The 16,489-nt window shown below is 69.8% G+C and carries 14 protein-coding genes; 13 read left to right on the top strand and 1 reads right to left on the bottom strand.

The window, feature by feature from the left end; all coding sequences use genetic code 11:
• The first annotated feature begins 43 nt into the window (after window positions 1-43).
• The 10 genes from SB754_RS09780 (at window position 44) to dapF (ending at window position 10,503) form a co-directional block, all read left to right on the top strand.
• Window positions 44-2,881, top strand: coding sequence for a DNA translocase FtsK 4TM domain-containing protein (locus tag SB754_RS09780; protein ID WP_410782132.1), 2,838 nt, complete (start codon window positions 44-46; stop codon window positions 2,879-2,881).
• A 5-nt stretch (window positions 2,882-2,886) separates the two neighbouring features.
• Window positions 2,887-3,510 (top strand): CDP-diacylglycerol--glycerol-3-phosphate 3-phosphatidyltransferase, encoded by a 624-nt coding sequence (gene pgsA / locus SB754_RS09775; protein WP_410782131.1) that lies wholly within the window; start codon window positions 2,887-2,889, stop codon window positions 3,508-3,510.
• Window positions 3,497-4,018 (top strand): CinA family protein, encoded by a 522-nt coding sequence (locus tag SB754_RS09770; protein WP_410782130.1) that lies wholly within the window; start codon window positions 3,497-3,499, stop codon window positions 4,016-4,018. The genes pgsA and SB754_RS09770 overlap by 14 nt, the downstream gene beginning before the upstream one ends.
• A gap of 159 nt (window positions 4,019-4,177) precedes the next feature.
• Window positions 4,178-4,489 carry a helix-turn-helix domain-containing protein gene (locus SB754_RS09765; RefSeq protein ID WP_410782129.1) on the top strand — a complete coding sequence of 104 codons (312 nt, stop codon included), beginning with the start codon at window positions 4,178-4,180 and terminating at the stop codon, window positions 4,487-4,489.
• 82 nt (window positions 4,490-4,571) lie between these two features.
• On the top strand, window positions 4,572-4,796 hold the full coding sequence (locus SB754_RS09760; protein ID WP_410782128.1) for a DUF3046 domain-containing protein: 225 nt from the start codon (window positions 4,572-4,574) through the stop codon (window positions 4,794-4,796).
• 173 nt (window positions 4,797-4,969) lie between these two features.
• Complete coding sequence (recA, locus tag SB754_RS09755) at window positions 4,970-6,043, top strand: recombinase RecA (protein WP_410782127.1); 1,074 nt, start codon at window positions 4,970-4,972, stop codon at window positions 6,041-6,043.
• Window positions 6,044-6,074: 31 nt separating this feature from the next.
• Window positions 6,075-6,890, top strand: coding sequence for a regulatory protein RecX (locus SB754_RS09750; RefSeq protein WP_410782126.1), 816 nt, complete (start codon window positions 6,075-6,077; stop codon window positions 6,888-6,890).
• A 61-nt stretch (window positions 6,891-6,951) separates the two neighbouring features.
• A complete protein-coding gene (gene miaB, locus SB754_RS09745) occupies window positions 6,952-8,592 on the top strand; it encodes a tRNA (N6-isopentenyl adenosine(37)-C2)-methylthiotransferase MiaB (protein ID WP_410782125.1) in 1,641 nt (546 codons plus the stop codon).
• A gap of 101 nt (window positions 8,593-8,693) precedes the next feature.
• Complete coding sequence (gene miaA / locus SB754_RS09740) at window positions 8,694-9,614, top strand: tRNA (adenosine(37)-N6)-dimethylallyltransferase MiaA (protein WP_410783298.1); 921 nt, start codon at window positions 8,694-8,696, stop codon at window positions 9,612-9,614.
• Between the two features lie 10 nt (window positions 9,615-9,624).
• Window positions 9,625-10,503, top strand: a complete 879-nt coding sequence (gene dapF / locus SB754_RS09735) for a diaminopimelate epimerase (RefSeq protein WP_410782124.1) — start codon at window positions 9,625-9,627, stop codon at window positions 10,501-10,503.
• A 134-nt stretch (window positions 10,504-10,637) separates the two neighbouring features.
• Here the strand turns inward: dapF and SB754_RS09730 are convergent, their stop codons facing one another.
• A complete protein-coding gene (locus SB754_RS09730) occupies window positions 10,638-11,249 on the bottom strand; it encodes a class I SAM-dependent methyltransferase (protein ID WP_410782123.1) in 612 nt (203 codons plus the stop codon).
• A gap of 64 nt (window positions 11,250-11,313) precedes the next feature.
• Here SB754_RS09730 and hflX point away from each other — a divergent pair, with 64 nt between their 5' ends.
• The 3 genes from hflX (at window position 11,314) to metE (ending at window position 16,465) form a co-directional block, all read left to right on the top strand.
• Complete coding sequence (gene hflX / locus SB754_RS09725; protein WP_410782122.1) at window positions 11,314-12,849, top strand: GTPase HflX; 1,536 nt, start codon at window positions 11,314-11,316, stop codon at window positions 12,847-12,849.
• A gap of 290 nt (window positions 12,850-13,139) precedes the next feature.
• Window positions 13,140-14,120, top strand: coding sequence for a methylenetetrahydrofolate reductase (locus SB754_RS09720; RefSeq protein ID WP_410782121.1), 981 nt, complete (start codon window positions 13,140-13,142; stop codon window positions 14,118-14,120).
• Window positions 14,117-16,465 (top strand): 5-methyltetrahydropteroyltriglutamate--homocysteine S-methyltransferase, encoded by a 2,349-nt coding sequence (gene metE, locus SB754_RS09715; protein ID WP_410782120.1) that lies wholly within the window; start codon window positions 14,117-14,119, stop codon window positions 16,463-16,465. The genes SB754_RS09720 and metE overlap by 4 nt, the downstream gene beginning before the upstream one ends.
• Window positions 16,466-16,489: the final 24 nt, after the last annotated feature.

The raw sequence follows: 16,489 nt of genomic DNA, 5'->3' as shown, positions 1-16,489 counted from the left end.
GGTATCCCCGGAGATGACGGGGGCACGACGTACCGTTGTGCCCATGGCCACGAGCACCAAGTCGAATTCCCGCGCCCGGAACTCCGGTCGCGGCGGGTCGACCGCGCGCAAGCCGGCGTCGAAGACCGCTCAGCAGAAGACGGTCGCCTACCCGGCCGCCGACGCGGGGCCCAGCCCGCTCATCCGTGCCTGGATGGGCCTGGCGCACCTGACCGGCGCCGCCTTCCGCGCCCTCGGTCCCGAGAAGCTGAGCAAAGAGGAGCGCCGAGACGGCTTCCCGTTCTTCCTCGTGCTGCTCGCGATCGTCGGAGCGGTCGTCGAGTGGTTCCTGATCAACGACCAGGTCGCCCGGATGCTCGACGCCTGGACGTTCGGCGGCCTGTTCGGCCGGGTCGCCTTCGCCCTCCCCGTCGTGATGGTGCTGTTCGCCGCGTGGCTGTTCCGCCATCCCAGCTCGGTGCACGACAACACCCGGATCGGGATCGGCCTCAGCATCCTGCTACTCATGGTCTCGGCGCTGTGCCACCTGTTCAGTCCGCATCCGTCGCCGAGCGACGGCATGGCCGCACTCGCCCAGGCGGGCGGTGTGCTCGGCTGGCTGATCGCCGCACCGCTGTCGCTGGTGATCACGCCGTGGGGGGCGGGCGCCGTGATCATCGTGCTGCTCGTCCTCAGCCTCTTCATCATCACGAAGACCCCGCCCAACAAGCTGCCCGCGCGCGTCCGCGAGCTCTACGCGTACCTCTTCGGTGCGCAGCTGCCGACCGAAGACGAGCGTCAGGAGGCCAAGGAGGCCGCCAAGGACACCCGCTCCAAGCAGGTGGAGCTCGACGGCGTCGACGACGAGCCGGAGGCGCAGGGCAACCTGCCCTGGTGGCGGCGCAACAAGTCCCAGCGCGAAGAGGACCCGGACTACGAAGCGCCGTCCGACGCCCTGACCGACGTCTTCGGCACGCCGGAGCGCGGCAAGGGCGAGTTCGCCACGGCCCTCGAGCCGGACCCGGCGAGCGACCACTACAACACCGAGGTGCTGAGCGAGCTCGCGCACGCCGAAGACGCGCTGCAGCGCTTCACCGGCGAGCAGCCCCCGACCGCGGTGGCGCCGCTTCCGTCGGCCGGCGTGCCCGGCGCGGGCGCCGTGCTGCCCGGCTTCCAAGCAGGCGCGGACGACTTCGACGAGGAGGCAGCGGGTGCGCCGGTCCTCCCGCAACCCGCCGCGCCCTACAACCTCCCGTCGGCCTCCATGCTGTCCGCAGGCACGCCGGCCAAGACCCGTTCGGGCGCGAACGACGAGATCGTCGCCGCCATCACCGAGGTGCTGACGCAGTTCGGCGTGGATGCCAAGGTCACCGGCTACTCGCGCGGCCCGACGGTCACCCAGTACGAGATCGAGCTGGGCCCCGGCGTCAAGGTCGAGCGGGTCACCGCGCTCAGCAAGAATCTCTCGTACGCGGTCGCGAGCAACGAGGTCCGCATCCTGTCGCCCATCCCGGGTAAGAGCGCGATCGGCATCGAGATCCCGAACACCGACCGCGAGATCGTGTCGCTCGGCGACGTGCTGCGCTCGCCCGCGGCGACGAAGAGCGTCCACCCGATGACGATCGGGGTGGGCAAGGACGTCGGCGGCGGCTACGTCGTCGCCAACCTCGCGAAGATGCCCCACCTGCTCGTCGCCGGCTCGACCGGATCCGGAAAGTCGAGCTTCGTCAACTCGATGATCACCAGCCTCCTGATGCGCGCGAAGCCGTCCGAGGTGCGGATGGTCCTCATCGACCCGAAGCGGGTGGAGCTGACCATCTACGGCGGCGTCCCCCACCTGATCACGCCCATCATCACGAACCCGAAGAAGGCCGCGGAGGCCTTGCAGTGGGTCGTGAAGGAGATGGACATGCGGTACGACGACCTGGCCAGTTTCGGGTTCCGCCACATCGACGACTTCAACCGCGCCGTGGTCAACAACGAGATCGTGCTGCCCGCGGGAAGCGAGCGGAAGCTGAAGCCGTACCCGTACCTCCTGGTGGTGGTGGACGAGCTCGCAGATCTGATGATGGTCGCGCCGCGCGACGTCGAAGACTCCATCGTCCGGATCACCCAGCTGGCGCGTGCCTCGGGCATCCACCTGGTGCTCGCGACGCAGCGGCCCTCCGTCGACGTCGTCACCGGACTGATCAAGGCGAACGTCCCGTCCCGGCTGGCCTTCGCGGTGACGAGCGTCACCGACTCCCGCGTCATCCTCGACCAGCCGGGCGCCGACAAGCTGATCGGGCAGGGCGACGCGCTGTTCCTCCCGATGGGCGCCTCGAAGGCCCTCCGCGTGCAAGGCGCCTGGGTCAACGAGGACGAGATCCAGAAGGTCGTCGAGCACGTCACCCGCCAGGCGCGCCCCGAATACCGGCAGGATGTCACCGTCGGCGCCGAGAAGAAGCAGATCGACTCGGACATCGGCGACGACCTCGAGCTGCTGCTCGCGGCCGCCGAGCTGGTCGTGTCGTCGCAGTTCGGCTCGACCTCCATGCTGCAGCGCAAGCTGCGGGTCGGCTTCGCCAAGGCGGGGCGGCTCATGGACCTGCTCGAGTCGCGAGAGATCGTCGGCCCGTCCGAGGGATCGAAGGCGCGAGACGTTCTGGTGACCGCCGAGCAGCTGCCCCAGGTGATCGCGCGGCTGCGCGGCGGGGACGCGCCGGCGCAACCGGCGGCGTCCGCTCCCGCATCCGCAGCGCCGGCCGGGCTCCCGACGACCGCGCCTGCTCCCACGGCGGCACCCGCCGGCGATCCCGACGACCGCTACGGCGCCGACCCGGTGGCCGAGATGACGGCGGGCTATCCTGAGGTCGAGGGCGACTCCGATGAGGACGCCTGGCAGCTGACCGACAGGGAGTAGACCGCATGTCGGTGCCCGACACGCCTCCGCCCGCAGCGGCGGACGGCGGAGCGAAGCGCGTGAGCAACTGGAACCTGCCCAACGCGATCACGATCGTGCGCATCCTGCTCGCCCCGCTCTTCGTCTGGATGCTGCTCGCCGACGGCGGAGACGACGGCTGGCTGCGGTGGGCCGCCGCCGTACTGTTCATCCTCGCCATCGCGACCGACGGCGTCGATGGCGCACTCGCCCGGCGCAACGGTCTGGTCACCGACCTCGGCAAGCTGCTCGACCCGATCGCCGACAAGGTGCTGACCGGGGGAGCGCTCGTCGCGCTGTCGATCCTCGGCGAACTCCCGTGGTGGGTGACCGTCGTCATCCTGGTCCGCGAGATCGGCATCACGATCTACCGTTTCGTCGTCATCCGCCAGGGCGTCATCGCCGCATCGCGGGGCGGCAAGATCAAGACCATCGTCCAGTCCGTCGCGATCTCGTTCGCTCTCGTGCCGCTCTGGACCGTCTTCGGCGACTGGATCTTCTGGGTGAACGGTGTCCTGATGACGGCCGCAGTCATCCTCACCGTCTGGACCGGCATCGACTACCTCTGGCAGGCGTGGAAGGGGCGGAGGGCCAAGCATGCCGTCGCCTGACGTGCCGGCAGCGGTCGACTCGCCGACGGCTTCCGTCGTCCGGGCGCTGATCGACCGAGGGCTCACGATCGCGGTCGCCGAGTCGCTGACCGGCGGGATGCTGACGGCCGAACTCACAAGCGTGCCCGGCGCCTCCGCCGTCGTGCTGGGCGGAGCGGTGGTCTACGCGACCGAGCTCAAGCACACTCTGCTCGGCGTGGACGGCGACCTGCTGGCTGTTGAGGGACCGGTCCATCCCGAGGTGGCGAGGCAGCTGGCGTCCGGGGTCCGTGAGCGCCTGGCCGTCGGCGGGCGCGCGGCCGATCTCGGTCTCTCGACCACGGGAGTCGCCGGTCCGGACCCGCAGGGAGGGCGCCCGGTGGGCACGGTGTTCGTCGGTATCGCGACGACAGAGGGCACGCGTTCGCTCGCTCTGGAGCTGTCCGGCGACCGTGAGGCCATCCGTCGCCGCACCGTCCGCGAAGCCGTCGCGGCCCTGGCCGCCGAGCTCGGCATAACGGCTGGCTGAAGATGGCGTATTACCGCGGGAATACGCGGTGTTTCGGTCTGGTTACACCTGCTGCATTCACAAGAAAAGCCCAGTAGCCCTCGATATCGTGAAGGTCAGGGATGCGGTACAGTTCGTATCCCATCGATACGTCGGCAGGGATAGAGAGGGAGGCTCCGAATGATTCTTGTACGTCAGGAAATCGGCGACGTGCTCAGGGACTTCCGCCTGCAAAAGGGTCGTACGCTCCGCCAGGTCGCAAGCAAGGCGAGCGTTGCGCTCGGCTACCTCAGCGAGGTCGAGCGCGGACAGAAGGAGGCGTCGAGTGAGATCCTCGCCTCCGTGGCTGATGCGCTCGAAACGCCGGTCTCGGTCATCATGCGCGAGGTCGGGGACCGCATCGCGGTACTCGAGGGCCTCGAGCCGGTGATCCCGGACACGGTTCCGGACGAGTTCGTCCACGCGATGGACACCGACCTGGTCGCCCGCTGATTCGAATACTCTGAGGGCGCCCCGCGATTCGCGGGGCGCCTTTCGTTTACCCACTCATCCGTTCTTCCGAAGTTAAGGAACCATGAAGCTCAGCGAGTTCCAGCGTGCCGTCTCCGACGAATTCGGCAGCTCCTACGGTCAGACCCTGCTGACCGATCTCGTCCTGGCCGAACTCGGCGGCCGTACCGCGAACGAGGCGATCGCGGCCGGACTCCCGCCGCGGGAGGTCTGGATCGCGTTGTGCAAAGAGACGGGCGTCCCGTCGTCGCGCTGGTATGGCGCGGGGAAGCCGGCTCCGCAGCGCTGATCGCGTGTGCGACACGCCGGTTCCCGACTCTCGAAGATATGTTCGGAACTGGTTACACTTCTTCACAACGGCAGTCGAAAACCGGTTGTCCACAGATCGCGCGTCCCTCGCTTCGAGTGTCGGACGTCACTCCTAGAGTCGAACCGTAGCGAAGCCCACGAAGGAGAACCGCAATGCCATCACCCGCAGACCGCGAGAAGGCCCTAGAGACCGCACTCGCGCAGATCGACCGTCAGTTCGGCAAGGGCTCCGTCATGCGACTGGGCAGCGACGAGCGCGCCCCCGTCGAGGTCGTCCCCACCGGATCGATCGCGCTCGATGTCGCGCTCGGTATCGGCGGCCTTCCACGCGGCCGGATCATCGAGATCTACGGCCCGGAGTCGTCGGGTAAGACCACTCTGACGCTGCACGCGATCGCCAACGCGCAGCGTGCGGGCGGCATCGCTGCCTTCATCGACGCGGAGCACGCGCTCGACCCGGAGTACGCCCGCAAGCTCGGCGTCGACATCGACGCCCTCCTGGTCTCGCAGCCGGACACCGGTGAGCAGGCTCTCGAGATCGCCGACATGCTCGTGCGAAGCGGTTCCATCGACATCATCGTCATCGACTCCGTTGCAGCGCTGGTGCCGCGCGCCGAGATCGAGGGAGAGATGGGCGACTCGCACGTCGGCCTCCAGGCGCGCCTCATGTCCCAGGCGTTGCGCAAGCTGACCGGTGGTCTCAGCCAGACGAACACCACGATGATCTTCATCAACCAGCTGCGAGAGAAGATCGGCGTGTTCTTCGGCAGCCCCGAGACGACTGCCGGCGGCAAGGCGCTCAAGTTCTACGCTTCCGTCCGACTCGACATCCGCCGGATCGAGACCCTGAAGGACGGCACCGACGCGGTCGGCAACCGCACCCGCGTCAAGGTCGTCAAGAACAAGATGGCGCCGCCCTTCAAGCAGGCGGAGTTCGACATCCTTTACGGCGTCGGCATCTCGCGCGAGGGAAGCCTGATCGACTTCGGTGTCGAGCACGCGATCGTCAAGAAGTCGGGTGCCTGGTACACCTACGAGGGCGACCAGCTCGGTCAGGGCAAAGAGAACTCGCGCAACTTCCTCATCGCCAACCCGGACATCGCCGCCGAGATCGAGCAGAAGATCAAGATCAAGCTCGGTATCGTGGCCGATCCGAACGCCGTTGCCGAGGCTCCGTCGAACGTCGGGTCGATCGAAGACAAGCTGCAGGCTCGCAAGGGCGCCTGATCGTGCCCGTCGCCTCCCAAAGGAGCTTCGCGTGGTGAGATTTGCGGATTCGTCCGGCGACGGAGCGGCCGAGGGGGAGCGACTCGCTCCTGTGACGCCGCTTCGGCGACCCGCGGCCGATCGCGGTCGCGGCGGCGAGGACCACCCGTCTCGTCGCGGCGCAGGTATGACGGGCACAGCGAAGGCTGCCACTGCGAAGACGGGCACACCGAAGGCGGGCACACCGAAGGCTGGCACAGCGAAGCCGGCGGCAGTGCTGCCCGTCGTCACCGACGGCGGGTGGAACAACACGTGGGGCGCCGAACGGCAGACAGCGGCGAGCCTTCCAGACGAGGTCGATGAAGAGGCCGCGCGGCAGACTCGCAAGACGAGCGGTCTCGCCATCCGGCAGCTCGCCCGCCGCGGTATGTCGCGGTGGGAGCTCGAGCAGGTGCTCACTCGCCGTGAAATCGAGCCGGAGGTCTACGGCCCTGAGCTCGACCGGCTCGAAGCGCTGGGTGTGATCGACGACGCCTCCCTCGCGGTGAGCCTCGCGTTCACGCAGCACAGCCGGAAAGGCCTCGGCCGCACGGCGATCGAGCAGGAGCTCAAGCGCCGGCACGTCGCGCCCGAACTGATCGAGGCCGCGCTGGCCGACATCGGGCAGGACGATGAGCTGGAACGGGCGACCGAGCTTGCCGTGAAACGCATGGGGCAGTTGTCGACCTACGACGACGAGACGGCGCGTCGGCGATTGCACGGGTTCCTTGCGCGCAAGGGCTACGCGTCCGACATCGTGCGCCAGGCGATGGATGCGGCGTTCGCCGGTCGTCGGTCCCGGGGCGGATCGGGCGTGCGGTTCCAGTAGCCGCAGCGACCCGTGAGGCCGGAAAACCCCGTAGTCCAAAAAACGTAGACTTGTCGCCATCATGAGCATCGTGGAACAGCGCAGCGTCATCCAGCCGTCCGAGGCGGCGGTCCGTTCCGACGGCCGGGCACGCACGTACGAGGTGCGCACATTCGGCTGCCAGATGAACGTCCACGACTCCGAGCGACTCAGCGGGTCGCTCGAGGCGGCCGGCTACGTTCCGGCCAACGGCGAGGAAGCCGACATCGTCGTGATCAACACCTGCGCGGTCCGCGAGAACGCCGACAACAAGCTGTACGGCAACCTCGGTCACCTCGCCGGGGTCAAGAGGCGCCACGAGGGCATGCAGATCGCCGTCGGCGGCTGCCTCGCCCAGAAGGACAAGAACGTCATCCTCGAGAAGGCGCCCTGGGTCGACGTCGTCTTCGGCACCCACAACATGGGCGCGCTTCCGAGCCTCCTCGAGCGTGCGCGCCACAACGACGCCGCCGAGATCGAGATCCTCGAATCGCTCGAGACGTTCCCCTCCACGCTGCCGACCAAGCGCGACTCCTCCTACTCGGGGTGGGTCTCCATCTCGGTCGGCTGCAACAACACCTGCACCTTCTGCATCGTCCCGTCGCTGCGCGGCAAGGAGAAGGACCGTCGGCCGGGCGACATCCTCGCCGAGATCCAGGCGCTCGTCGACGACGGGGCCATCGAGGTCACGCTCCTCGGCCAGAACGTCAACTCCTACGGCGTCGAGTTCGGCGACCGCCAGGCGTTCAGCAAGCTGCTCCGCGCCGCCGGTCAGATCGACGGTCTCGAGCGCATCCGCTTCACCAGCCCGCATCCCGCCGCCTTCACCGACGACGTGATCGACGCCATGGCCGAGACGCCGAACGTCATGCCGCAGCTGCACATGCCGCTGCAGTCCGGCTCCGACCGCATCCTCCGGTCCATGCGCCGCTCCTACCGGTCCGAGAAGTTCCTCGGCATCCTCGACCGGGTCCGGGCGAAGATGCCGGACGCGGCCATCAGCACCGACATCATCGTCGGCTTCCCCGGCGAGACCGAGGAAGACTTCCAGGAGACGCTGCGGGTCGTCGAAGCCGCCCGGTTCGCCTCCGCGTTCACCTTCCAGTACTCGATCCGCCCGGGCACACCGGCTGCCACCATGGCGGACCAGGTCCCGAAAGAGATCGTGCAGGACCGCTACGACCGGCTCATCGCCCTCCAGGAGCGCATCTCCCTCGAAGAGAACCAGAAGCTCGTCGGCAGCGAGGTCGAACTCCTCGTCGCCAACGGCGAAGGCCGCAAAGACGCGGACACCCGCCGTCTCAGCGGCCGGGCGCGCGACAGCAGGCTCGTCCACTTCGACGTCCCGGCCGGGTCGGAGACTCCGCGCCCCGGCGATGTCGTGACCGTTCGCGTTACGCACGCAGCACCGCACTACCTCCTCGCCGACTCCGGTGACGGAGCTCCCCTCCGCATCCGCCGGACCCGTGCCGGCGACGCCTGGGACCGCGCCGAGGCCGACTCGTGCGCCGTACCCGCGCACGGCGCAGGCGCCGCGGGCGCTTCCGGTGCAGCGGCCGGACGGGTGCCGCTGGGCCTGCCCGAACTCCGCGTCGGCCTCCCGTCGCCGCGCAGCCGCGAGCCGCTGACCTCGCCCGGCGTCGGCACCATGCCGATCTACGACCCGACGGACGGGCAACGCTGAACCCGGCGCCCGCCGAGCCGCCGCCCCGCGAGCGGGCGCCCGCAGAGCCGGCACCCGCCGCGCCCGCTGCATCTGGCGCACCCGCCGCGCCGCTCGTCGCGATCGTCGGGCCGACGGGGACCGGCAAGACCGACCTCTCGCTCGCTCTCGCCGAGGCGCTTCGCGAGCGCGGCCGGAGTGCCGAGGTGGTCAACGCCGACGCCATGCAGCTGTACAGCGGCATGGACATCGGGACGGCCAAGCTCCCTCCCGCGGAATGGCGCAGCATCCCGCACCACCTGTTCGACGCGCTCGACGTCACCGACGAGGCCACCGTCGCCCGCTACCAGCCGGAGGCGCGCGCCACGATCACGGACATCCTGCAGCGGGGCGCTGTTCCCCTGCTCGTCGGGGGATCCGGACTCTACGTGTCCAGCGTCGTCTTCGACCTGCAGTTCCCGGGCACGGATCCCGAACTCCGCGCGCGCCTGGAGTCAGAACTCGCCGAGCACGGGCCCGGGATGCTCTTCGAGCGCCTCGCCGAACTCGACCCCGAGGCGGCACGTCGGATCGGATCGCGCAACGGCCGCCGCATCGTCCGGGCGCTCGAGGTCGCGCAGCTCACCGGTACATCCGTCACCGGTGCGCTGCCGGAGGAGCCCTCGCCCTGGCACGAACCGACCGTCATCATCGGCCTCGCGGCTCCCCGCGACGAACTCGTCCAGCGCCTCGACGCGCGCGTCGAGCGCATGTGGGCGGACGGTCTGCTCCGCGAGGTCTCCGAGCTGCTCCCGCGCGGGCTGGACCGCGGGATGACCGCCCGCCGCGCCATCGGCTACGCCCAGGCGCTGGCGGAGCTCCGCGGCGAGGTCGGCCGGGAGGAGGCGATCGCGCAGACGCAGCAGCTCACCCGCCGTTACGCACGCAGGCAGGTCAGCTGGTTCAAGCGCTACCCGGGCATCCACTGGCTCGACTACGACGACCCGGGGCTGGTGGAGTCCGCGCTGGCCCTGGTCGACGGTCTCCCTGCCGCCGATCGCTAGGCTGGAACGCATGGCGACACTCCAGTTCACCAAGGGCCAGGGCACCGGCAACGACTTCGTGCTGTACTCCGACCCGGAGGGGCGCCTGCCGCTGACCGCGACGCAGATCGCCGAGATCTGCGACCGCCACTTCGGCGTCGGCGCCGACGGCGTCATCCGTGCAGTCCGCTCGGCACATCTCCCCGAGGGGGAGGCCGCACTGGCCGAGGACGACGGCGCCACCTGGTTCATGGACTACTTCAACGCCGACGGGTCTCCCGCCGAGATGTGCGGCAACGGCATCCGCGTCTACGTCCGCTACCTGCTCGAGACCGGCCTCGCCGAGCTCCCCGAGGGCGGGACGCTCGCGATCGGCACGCGTTCCGGAGTGCGGGATGTCCAGCGCAGCACCAACGGCTTCCAGGTCGACCTCGGCCGGTGGGACCTCGCAGGCGGCGAGCCGCTCGTGCGTGCGAAGGAACTGCCGGTAGCGCGACCGGGCCTCGGCATCGACATGGGCAACCCGCACGTCGTGGTGGCCGTCGCAGACGACTCGGAGCTCGACGCCGCCGACCTGACGTACATCCCGCACCTCGAACCTGCGCCGGAGCACGGGGCGAACGTCGAGTTCGTCGTCCCGCACGACCCGCTGGTCAAGGACGGCGTCGGCCGCATCCGCATGCGCGTGCACGAGCGCGGCAGCGGCGAGACCCTGTCCTGCGGAACGGGCGCCGCCGCGGCCGCGCTGGCAGTCCGCTACTGGGCGGGCGAGGGCGCGCCGAACCAGTGGCGGGTGGACGTGCCAGGCGGCACCGTCGGCGTCCGCATGTTCCCCACCGAGGACGGCGAGCACGTCGGCCTCTCCGGCCCCGCCGAGCTCACCTTCACCGGCACCCTCACCCTCGCCTGACCTCCGCCCTCCGTCGAGTACACAAAAACTGCACGCCTGCGCGGCGTGTCGTGTGCAGTTTTTGTGTACTCGACGGAGGGCGGAAGGGGCGCGCGGGCGGGAGCGGTGCGCGGGCGGAGGCGGCGCGGTGCGGGTCAGGGGTGGGCGCGGGCGCGGAGGACGCGGTAGCCCTTGGAGGTGGCGGCGCGGGTCGTCGTCAGGTCCGGGAACGTCGTGTCCATCCAGCGGTGCAGGGAGTCGCTTCCCAGGTTCCGTTGGACGACCAGCCAGGCGTCCGATCCCGGCTCCAGCCGGGGCAGCCAGCGCTCCAGGAGGTTGTGGAGCTCGTTCTTGCCGACCCGGATCGGCGGGTTCGACCAGATCGTCGTGAAGCGCACGTCGGCGGGAACATTTTCGGGCGTCACCGGGTTTACATTGGTGAGGCCGAGCTTCTGCGCGTTCCTGCGCACCACATCCAGCGCTCGGTTGTTGACGTCGACGGCCCAGACCGTCGCATGAGGGGATTCGAGAGCAAGTGTGAGAGCCAGCGGCCCCCAGCCGCAGCCGAGGTCGAGGAGCTGACCTCCGGGCGGCGCTGAGGGGACATGGTCCAGCAGCACTCGCGTACCCGTGTCGACGCGTTCGGGGCTGAAGATCCCGTTGGCCGTCACCAGCTCGTACGTCTGCCCGGCGAGGCGTACGGTGAACGGCCGCAGGTTCACCTCGCTCTCGGGCGCCGGGGAAAAGTAGTGATCTCCGCTGGCCATATGCAGACCGTACAGGACACAGAAGTACAAGACGAACTAGGGTTGACCCGGATCAGGGGAATGAATGACTGATAAGACCGATATCCGCGAGCACGACGCAGACGACGTGGTCGCACGTGTGCTCGCGACCGAGCGCAACCACGCAGCGGTGACGCTGTTCGGCGGAAGCGCCGGCGCTCGCGCCCAGGCACTGCAGAGCGACGCCGTGGACGGTGGCTCGCATGACGGAGAGCAGTTCGACCGGGAGGAGCGCGCGGCGCTGCGCCGCGTCTCCGGTCTCTCGACCGAGCTGCAGGACGTCACCGAGGTGGAGTACCGGCAGCTGCGGCTGGAGAACGTGGTGCTCATCGGCGTCTACTCGCAGGGCTCCCTGCAGGACGCAGAGAACTCGATGCGCGAACTGGCCGCACTCGCCGAGACCGCCGGCGCGGCGGTCCTCGACGGGATGCTGCAGCGCCGACCGCACCCGGACGCGAGCACCTACCTCGGCCGCGGAAAGGCCGAGGAACTGGCCGGAATCGTGGCCGCTCTCGGAGCGGACACCGTGATCGCCGACACCGAGCTCGCGCCGAGCCAGCGCCGCGCACTGGAGGACGTGGTGAAGGTGAAGGTGATCGACCGCACCGCGGTGATCCTCGACATCTTCAGCCAGCACGCCAAGAGCCGTGAGGGCAAGGCGCAGGTAGAGCTTGCACAGCTCGAGTACCTGCTCCCGCGCCTCCGCGGCTGGGGCGAGTCGATGTCCCGCCAGGCCGGTGGCCAGGTGGGCGGCGCGGGCGCCGGTATGGGCTCCCGTGGTCCCGGTGAGACGAAGATCGAGCTGGACCGCCGCCGCATCCACACCCGGATGGCCCGGCTGCGCAAGCAGATCGCCGGCTTCAAGCCCGCCCGCGAGGCGAAGCGCGCCAACCGTAACCGCAACTCGGTGCCGTCGGTGGCGATCGCCGGCTACACCAACGCCGGCAAGTCGAGCCTCCTGAACCGCGTCACCAAGGCGGGCGTGCTCGTCGAGAATGCGCTGTTCGCGACCCTGGATGCGACGGTGCGCCGTTCGGTCACCGCCGACGGCCGTCTGTACACGCTGGCCGACACCGTCGGCTTCGTGCGCAACCTGCCGCACCAGCTGGTGGAGGCGTTCCGCTCGACGCTGGAGGAGGTCGCCGACTCCGACGTCATCCTGCACGTCGTCGACGGTTCGCACCCGGACCCGGCGTCGCAGCTGGCGACGGTCCGCGACGTGATCGGCGAGGTCGGGGCCCGCGACATCCCGGAGATCGTGGTCTTCAACAAGGCCGACCTGATCCCCGAGGACGAGCGCCTGGTGCTGCGCGGTCTCGAGCCGGGGGCGATCTTCGCCTCGGCGCGGACGGGCGAGGGGATCGACGAGATCCTCGCCGCCATCGCGCGGCTGCTGCCCGATCCGTCCCTGGAGGTGGAGCTGGTCGTTCCGTACGACCGCGGAGATCTGATCTCCGCCCTCCACGAGCGCGGCCGGGTGATCTCGACCGAGTATGTGGAGGAGGGCACCCGCGTCACCGCGCGGATCATGCCCGAGTACCACGCGGCGTTCGAGCCGTTCGAGGTGACGGCGACCACCTAGCCGTACCCTCCGAGGTCGCCCCCCGATTCGTCACGAATGTGGGGTATCAGTGAGCGGGAGGCCACATTCGTCACGAATGTGAACGAAGGCCGGACGGGATCGATGTGTCGAAGCATGACACGGACGATTCCGTCCGGCCTTTCGCGTTGCTAGATTTCCTCTCAACCGCAGCGGGCGACCGCTGACGTGGTGCGACAGCCGAGCCCGGCACCCGCCCGTGCGACCCCGCACTGTGTTCCGACGCAGTGCGCGGGACGTCCCGTGCCGCTGTCCGACCATTCGAGGAGCCCATGAGCTGTACCGAGGCCCGGTACTCCTTCGAGCTGTACCCTCCGCGCAACGAGCGCGCCGCCGCCGCTCTTCCCGCCACGATCGACCGTCTGGCGGCCGCGCACCCCGACTTCATCTCGGTGACGTTCGGCGCGGGCGGCTCCTCGCGGACGGCCTCCCTGGAGGTGCTCCGGTACATCATCGAGCACACCGACGTGAGCCCGATGGCGCACCTGACCTGCGTCGGCTCGTCGCATGAGGAGGCGAACCGGCTGATCCGCGAGTTCCTGGATGCCGGTGTGCGCCGGTTCCTGGCCGTGCGCGGCGACCCTCCCGTCGGCCTGCCCGAGGGAGTCGACCCGATCGGCGACATCCGCACCACGGCCGAGCTGGTGCAGCTCATCCACCGGGTGCAGGCGGAGCGCGTGCCGTACGGCGAGCTCCCGGTTCCCGGCCTTCCTGCCCGCGCCGTCCTGGAGCACCGCGAGCACGTGCAGATCGCCGTCGCCGCCTTCCCGAACGGGCACCCGTCGTCGCGGTCGGTCTCGCAGGACATCGACGCGCTGCTCGCCAAGCAGGCGGCCGGGGCGAACCTCGGGATCACGCAGCTCTTCTTCCACGCGGAGGACTACCTCCACTTCGCGCAGCGCGCCGCTGAAGCGGGCGTGGCGTTCCCCATCCTGCCGGGCATCATGCCCGTCACCAGCCCCGCCCGTCTGAAGCGGATGCTCGAGCTCAGCGGCGAGGACCTCCCCAGCGACCTGGCCATCGAGCTGGAGGTCGAGCCGACCGACGAGGGCCGTCGCGAGATCGGCATCGCCTGGGCCGCGCGTCTCGGGCAGCGCCTGCTCGACGGCGGCGCTCCCGGACTCCACCTGTACACGTTCAACCAGCACGAGGCGGTCCTGTCCGTGCTCGACCGGATCGGCGCCTTGGCGTCCCCGGACCGTCCTGCCTGTCCCACCCCCGAGAAATCGGCCACCGAAAAGGAACCAGCATGACCGACACCACCCGCACGCCTTTCCCGGCGGGCACGATCATCGGCTACCCGCGCATCGGGCGCCGCCGCGAGCTGAAGAAGGCCGTCGAGGCGTTCTGGGCCGGCTCCACCTCCGCCGAGGAGCTGGAGGCGACCGCCGCCGAGCTGCGCGCGACCACCCGCGAGCGCCTCGCGTCGCTGGGCCTCGGCCGTGCCGACGCATCCATCCCGGAGAGCTTCAGCTTCTACGACCAGGTGCTGGATGCGGCGGTCACCGTCGGAGCCCTCCCGTCGCGCTTCGCCTCCCTCGCCGCCGCGGACGGCTCCGTCGACCTGGCCGGCTACTTCACGATCGCCCGTGGCGAGGGCGAGAACCCGCCGCTCGAGATGACCAAGTGGTTCGACTCCAACTACCACTACCTGGTGCCCGAGATCGGCCCGGAGACGGGCTTCCGTCTGGCCTCCGACCGGATCGTGCGCGAGTTCGAGGAGGCGCGCGCTGCCGGCTTCGTGACCCGCCCTGTCGTGGTCGGCCCCGTTACGTTCCTGCTGCTGAGCAAGCCGAGCGACGACGCGCCGGAGGGCTTCCGTCCGCTGTCCCGCCTCGCCGACCTGCTTCCCGTCTACGCGGAGCTGCTGTCCCGCCTCGCCGCCGCCGGCGCGCCCTGGGCGCAGCTCGACGAGCCGGCCCTGGTCAGCGAGAGCATCGACGAGTCGCGGGAGGCCGTGCTCGCCGCGGTGACCACCGCCTACGGCACGTTGGGTGGCTCCGCCGACCGTCCGGCGCTGTTCGTCGCGGCGCCGTACGGCAGTCTGGACGACGCGCTCGCGCCGCTTGCGGCCAGCCCGGTCGAAGCGATCTCGCTCGACCTGGTGCGCGGCTCGATCCCCACAGGGCTCGACGCGGCGACGGCCTCCGCCCTCGCCACGAAGACCCTGGTCGGCGGCGTGATCGACGGCCACAACATCTGGCGCGGCGACCTGGAGGCTGCGTTCGGCGCGCTGACCGAGCTCCTCTCGCTCAGCCCCGATGTCGCCGTCTCCACCTCCACCTCGCTGCTGCACGTGCCGCACGACGTGGACGACGAGCCGGAGCTGGACGTTCGCCTCAAGACCTGGCTCGCCTTCGCCGACCAGAAGGTCGCCCAGGTGGCCGTGCTCGCGCGCGGCATCGTGGACGGCCACGAGGCCATCCAGGAGGAGCTGACCGCTGCGACCGCGGCGCTGGCCGATCGCGCGTCCGCGCCGGGCGTCCGGGTGCCGGCCGTGCGCGAGCGCGAGGCGGCGCTGACCGAAGCCGACTTCCGCCGTGGCGAGTACGCCGACCGGCAGACGGCGCAGGACGAGGCGCTCGGCCTCCCGTTCCTCCCCACGACGACCATCGGCTCGTTCCCGCAGACCGCGGACATCCGCCGCTCGCGCGCGCAGCTCGCCAAGGGACTGATCAGCGAGGCGGAGTACCTGGGCCGCATGCGCGACGAGATCAAGCGCGTGGTGGACCTGCAGGAGGAGATCGGCATCGACGTCATCGTGCACGGCGAGCCCGAGCGCAACGACATGGTGCAGTACTTCGCCGAGAACCTCGACGGGTTCGCGGTGACGCAGAACGGCTGGGTGCAGTCGTACGGCTCGCGCTGCACGCGCCCCTCCATCCTCTGGGGAGACGTGTCCCGGCCGGCGCCGATCACGGTCGACTGGTCGGCCTTCACGCAGAGCCTCACCGAGAAGCCGGTGAAGGGGATGCTGACCGGTCCGGTGACCATCCTGGCGTGGTCGTTCGTGCGCGACGACCAGCCGCTCGGCGAGACCGCCCGGCAGGTCGCCCTCGCGCTGCGGGACGAGATCGCCGACCTGGAGGAGGCGGGCATCCGCGTCGTGCAGGTGGACGAGCCGGCGCTGCGCGAGCTGCTGCCGCTGAAGAAGGCCGCGCAGGACGACTACCTGGAGTGGTCGGTCGGCTCGTTCCGCCTGGCCACGTCGGGCGTCGAGGACCGCACCCAGATCCACACGCACCTCTGCTACTCGGAGTTCGGCGTGGTGATCGACGCGATCCGCAACCTCGACGCCGATGTCACCAGCATCGAGGCGGCACGCAGCCGCATGGAGGTCGTGCACGACATCCAGCGCTCCGGCTTCGAGCACGGCATCGGGCCGGGCGTCTACGACATCCACTCGCCGCGCGTCCCGTCGGTCGAGGAGGTCACCGAGCTGCTCGAGACCGCGCTCGACGCGATCCCCGGCCGCCAGCTCTGGGTGAACCCGGACTGCGGCCTGAAGACCCGCGGCTACGACGAGACGGTCGCATCGCTCCGCAACATCATCGAGGCGACGCGCGGCGTCCGGGAGCGGGCCTCCGTCACGGCCTGACCCTCTTCGGGCTCATCGCCCGCC

Source organism: Leifsonia sp. SIMBA_070 (assembly GCF_046534635.1).
Lineage (GTDB): Bacteria > Actinomycetota > Actinomycetes > Actinomycetales > Microbacteriaceae > Leifsonia.
Note: the sequence above shows the minus strand (reverse complement) of the source record. Positions and strands in the feature narration are given on the sequence as shown.

What these genes read in the sequence shown, in the direction of transcription:
- SB754_RS09780 (WP_410782132.1), top strand. Translation starts at nt 44, where the DNA reads ATGGCCACGAGCACCAAGTCGAATTCCCGCGCCCGGAACTCCGGTCGC.
- pgsA (WP_410782131.1), top strand. Translation starts at nt 2,887, where the DNA reads ATGTCGGTGCCCGACACGCCTCCGCCCGCAGCGGCGGACGGCGGAGCG.
- SB754_RS09770 (WP_410782130.1), top strand. Translation starts at nt 3,497, where the DNA reads ATGCCGTCGCCTGACGTGCCGGCAGCGGTCGACTCGCCGACGGCTTCC.
- SB754_RS09765 (WP_410782129.1), top strand. Translation starts at nt 4,178, where the DNA reads ATGATTCTTGTACGTCAGGAAATCGGCGACGTGCTCAGGGACTTCCGC.
- SB754_RS09760 (WP_410782128.1), top strand. Translation starts at nt 4,572, where the DNA reads ATGAAGCTCAGCGAGTTCCAGCGTGCCGTCTCCGACGAATTCGGCAGC.
- recA (WP_410782127.1), top strand. Translation starts at nt 4,970, where the DNA reads ATGCCATCACCCGCAGACCGCGAGAAGGCCCTAGAGACCGCACTCGCG.
- miaB (WP_410782125.1), top strand. Translation starts at nt 6,952, where the DNA reads ATGAGCATCGTGGAACAGCGCAGCGTCATCCAGCCGTCCGAGGCGGCG.
- dapF (WP_410782124.1), top strand. Translation starts at nt 9,625, where the DNA reads ATGGCGACACTCCAGTTCACCAAGGGCCAGGGCACCGGCAACGACTTC.
- SB754_RS09730 (WP_410782123.1), bottom strand. Translation starts at nt 11,249, where the DNA reads ATGGCCAGCGGAGATCACTACTTTTCCCCGGCGCCCGAGAGCGAGGTG.
- hflX (WP_410782122.1), top strand. Translation starts at nt 11,314, where the DNA reads ATGACTGATAAGACCGATATCCGCGAGCACGACGCAGACGACGTGGTC.
- SB754_RS09720 (WP_410782121.1), top strand. Translation starts at nt 13,140, where the DNA reads ATGAGCTGTACCGAGGCCCGGTACTCCTTCGAGCTGTACCCTCCGCGC.
- metE (WP_410782120.1), top strand. Translation starts at nt 14,117, where the DNA reads ATGACCGACACCACCCGCACGCCTTTCCCGGCGGGCACGATCATCGGC.